Annotated in this window: 5 protein-coding genes; all 5 read left to right on the top strand. The window is 58.2% G+C overall.

What is annotated here, in order from left to right; translation table 11 throughout:
* Positions 1–1,173 (top strand): NAD(P)/FAD-dependent oxidoreductase (locus tag AC1DH9_RS27785; protein ID WP_477809199.1); only part of this gene is annotated, 1,173 nt, incomplete at its 5' end.
* A gap of 312 nt (positions 1,174–1,485) precedes the next feature.
* Complete coding sequence (locus AC1DH9_RS27780; RefSeq protein WP_347927062.1) at positions 1,486–1,674, top strand: DUF1843 domain-containing protein; 189 nt, start codon at positions 1,486–1,488, stop codon at positions 1,672–1,674.
* 152 nt (positions 1,675–1,826) lie between these two features.
* Positions 1,827–1,934, top strand: coding sequence for a DUF1843 domain-containing protein (locus AC1DH9_RS27775; RefSeq protein ID WP_477809198.1), 108 nt, complete (start codon positions 1,827–1,829; stop codon positions 1,932–1,934).
* 54 nt (positions 1,935–1,988) lie between these two features.
* Positions 1,989–2,570 (top strand): DUF1842 domain-containing protein, encoded by a 582-nt coding sequence (locus AC1DH9_RS27770; RefSeq protein WP_477809197.1) that lies wholly within the window; start codon positions 1,989–1,991, stop codon positions 2,568–2,570.
* A 151-nt stretch (positions 2,571–2,721) separates the two neighbouring features.
* On the top strand, positions 2,722–4,000 hold a 1,279-nt coding region (locus AC1DH9_RS27765; RefSeq protein WP_477809196.1), incomplete at its 3' end, for a GDL motif peptide-associated radical SAM/SPASM maturase.

Here is a 4,000-nt window from a genome sequence, read left to right as displayed (position 1 = left end):
GGCGCTGCGGGCACAGCGGCAACAGCCGCCCTGCGTGAACACGGCTTTGCCGGTCGCCTGGTGTTGATCGATCGCGAAACGGACCCCGGCTATGACCGCACGGTGCTGAGCAAATATGTCCTTGCCGGGGAAATGTCCGTCGAAGAAACCCCGCCGCTGCTGGATGAACGCTTTTACAACGAACAGCACATCGAGCGGGTTCAAGGTGAGGTCATCCGTCTCGACGTAGCCGCCAAAAGGGTTTCCCTGGGTGACGGGCGTACCTTCGACTATGACGCCGCGCTCCTGGCCAGTGGCGGCGAACCCAGGCCGCTTTCGGTAGACGGGGCGCATCTGCACAACATCCTGGCGCTGCGTTCACGAGCGGACGCCGAGCGCATTCTGCACATCGCAAAACCCGGTACCCGTGTGGTCATCATCGGTGCCAGCTTCATCGGCCTGGAGTCGGCTTCGGCCTTGCGCCGCCATGGCCTGGAAGTCAGCGTGGTCGCGCACCATGAAACACCGTTCAGCACGCTGTTCGGTGAGCGCATCGGCATGGCGATTTTGTCTCTGCACGAAGACAACGGCGTGGTCTTTCATGCCAATACCCAGCCGAAGGCGTTCGAGGGCCAGGACAACGTCGAGGCCGTTCTGCTCGAGAATGGCCAACGACTTCCCGCCGACCTGGTGCTGATCGGCATCGGCGTCAACCCGGTCACCGACCTGCTCGAAGGTGTTGAGCTGGACGATGACGGCGGGCTGCCGGTAAACGAAGGCATGCGCGCTGCGCCTGGATTGTGGGCTGCCGGCGACATCGCCTCCTTTGCATGGCAAGGTTTCCCCACACGCATCGAGCACTGGCGCCTGGCGCAGCAGCAGGCGCGGATCGCCGCGCAAAACATGCTGGGCGTTGAAACACGCTACGTGGATGTGCCGTTCTTCTGGACGTATCACTTCGACAAGACCTTCGAGATGCTCGGTCACGCCGACCAGTGGGACCGGATCGTCTTCGAAGGCAACCCCGAGCAATACGCGTTCATCGCGCTGTTGTGCAAGGGCGAGCGGGTCGAGGCGGTGGTCGCCTGCGAGTACTCTCGGCAAATGGCGTTGCTGGCCGAGCGGATGAAACAGCCGTTGCTGCGCGAAGAAGCCTTGCAGATCATTCGGCGAATCGCCGCTCAGGAAGGTTGAAAACTCGCAATAAAACGATGTTCCTATTGGAACTATCGTACTTAATTACCCATAAATTAAACAACCACACATATTCATTATCAATGGCGATAAGAACTCGCACTGCTTATGAGAAAAGAACCCGACACACTTCCCCTCATCGCCAATCCTGATAACAAACAGCCAGTTTCCTAACGCGTCGCTATTAATAAAATAATATTAACAATTTATCAGCCGTACTAGCCCATTGCCCATTGCATATTTATCAACGCCTGCTTAACTGCAGAAACTGCTGAAGACAGCAGTATTCGCACAACCACGGAAGGAATCGTTATGAGCAATTCAACTGGCCATAGCATGCCCCCTTATGGGGTGGCCATCCAAAGCGCGATCAAGGCAGGCAACCTGCCGCAAATGAAAACGTTGTTGAAACAACGCGATGCATCCAAGCCAGAACCCAAAGAACTCAGTAGCGCGTACGAGCAGTTGGCTAAGGAAGTCGCACGCCTGGAACAGCACTAACTGCTGTTTCCGCTCCCCTATTGCAATGGAGGCAATAATTATGTCTGGTTCTTCTCAACAGTCTGTCGGTTTATTCCCACTCTGCTATCAAATTGGTACTCAACAACCGGGCGCACAAAACCTGGCGCTCAATCTGCTGGGACCTGGCCCAGATGAAAAATCTGGCGAGCCTTGCCAAACAACAACTGGACCAGCAACCCCAGTTGCAGAGTGCGCTTGAGGCCGCCAAGGGTGAAATCAGCCGGCTGGAACGCCGCTGACCGGCAACTGAATGTGCCTGGCTTGTCCTGAATACAAATTAAGGGAGTTGCACCATGTCAATTGGACTTTTTCACACGCGCCTCAACGTTTCCAGCTCGCTAATCGGCGCACCGGTTTTAACCCTGGATCTGCTGGTGGATACCGTCAACAAGAAAGTCAGCGGTATTGCGAGCATTTTTCAAAGCACCTACCCCCCTGTCAATTTCCGTGCCCAGGTTTGGGGTGAGTATTCCGAGGCCAAACTGACTGCCGATGYGGAAAACCACATCATCCTCACTCTGGATGGCAGCCCGAGCGGCCCTAACAGCAATATCGCCCAGACCTTCGACCTGCGCGGCATTCTAGGCGCCGATTGGGCCAGCGGTTTTGCCGACTACAAGTACTACGATCAAGACCACTGGACGACAGTCAGACATGCGGCTGTCAGCCAGGCCCCGGCTCAGCGCCAGGAGTTCGCGCAACCTCACAAATTACCGCTCTACGCGGTTGCCGTGCAGCAAGCGCAAGCCAGCGGTGACCTGGCGCAACTGAAGGCCGTGGTGAGCCAGGGTGAACAGCAACTCGCCAGCAGCGGCGCCTTGCGCAGTGCGCTTGAGCAGTTGCAAGCAGAAATCGCCCGACTGGAAGCACGCTAACCGGCAATACCCGGGCTGGGTCAGACCACCAGTGACCGAGCCCGGGACCTTCCAACCCCGAGGTAAATCCGCTCGCGCCGTTGATGCTAAGGAAGGCGCGAACACTTCGATGGATTCGTGCCGCGTACGTGTCTGTGCGCAAGGATTTCCCATGTCAGACAATCGCCCCGCCCGCTACCTCAGTGAAACCGACCTCAAACGTTATGTGCCGGTCCATGTGGTCTGGGAAATCACCCTGGCCTGCGATCTGAAATGCCTGCATTGCGGCTCACGCGCAGGCCATCGACGCCCCGATGAACTGAACACCCGGGAATGCCTGGATGTCATCGATTCCCTGGCGGCACTCGGCACCCGCGAGATCACCTTGATCGGCGGTGAAGCCTATTTGCGCAAGGACTGGACTCAGCTGATCCAGGCGATCCACGATCACGGCATGTATTGCGCGATACAAACCGGTGGCCGCAACCTGACGCCGGCAAAAATGCAGGCCGCGGTGGATGCCGGGCTCAATGGCGTCGGTGTTTCGCTGGATGGACTGGCCCCATTGCATGACGCCGTGCGCAATGTTCCGGGCTCGTTCGACAAGGCTATCGATACCCTGCGACGCGCCAAACAGTCGGGGCTTGCCGTGAGCGTCAACACCCAGATCGGCGCGGCCACCCTGCCCGATCTGCCCGAACTGATGGACTTGATCATCGAACTCGGCGCCACCCACTGGCAGATCCAGCTGACGGTCGCCATGGGCAATGCCGTCGACCATCCAGAGCTGCTGTTACAGCCCTATCAACTGCTTGAAGTGATGCCGTTGCTGGCACGCCTTTACCGCGAGGGCGTCGATCGCGGTCTGCTGATGAACGTGGGTAACAATATTGGTTACTACGGCCCTTACGAGCATATGTGGCGTGGTTTTGGCGACGAGCGCGTGCACTGGAGCGGCTGCGCGGCCGGGCAAACCGTGCTGGCACTCGAAGCCGACGGCACCGTCAAAGGCTGCCCTTCTTTGGCAACGGTGGGTTTTTCCGGCGGTAATGTGCGCAACATGAGCCTGCACGATATCTGGCACTACAGCGAAGGCATGCACTTTGGCCGTCTGCGCGGTGTCGAGGATCTGTGGGGCTACTGCCGAAGCTGCTACTACAACGATGTCTGCCGTGGCGGCTGTACCTGGACGTCGCACTCCTTGCTCGGCAAACCCGGCAACAACCCCTACTGTCACTACCGCGCACTGGACCTGCAAAAAAAGGGACTGCGCGAACGAATCGTCAAACTCGAGGACGCCGCGAAGACCTCCTTCGCCGTCGGACGTTTTGACCTGATTACCGAACGCATCGACACCGGCGAGAAGGTCAACAGTGTCAGCGACAGCGGCCAGGTGATCAAACTGGCCTGGGCGAACCAGGGCCAGAAATCGCCTGACGAAGGACGTATTC

The sequence above is a fragment of the Pseudomonas sp. 05T35 genome (assembly GCF_056396605.1).
The sequence above is the reverse complement of the archived record's forward strand: the minus strand, read 5'-3'. Positions and strand labels throughout refer to the sequence as shown.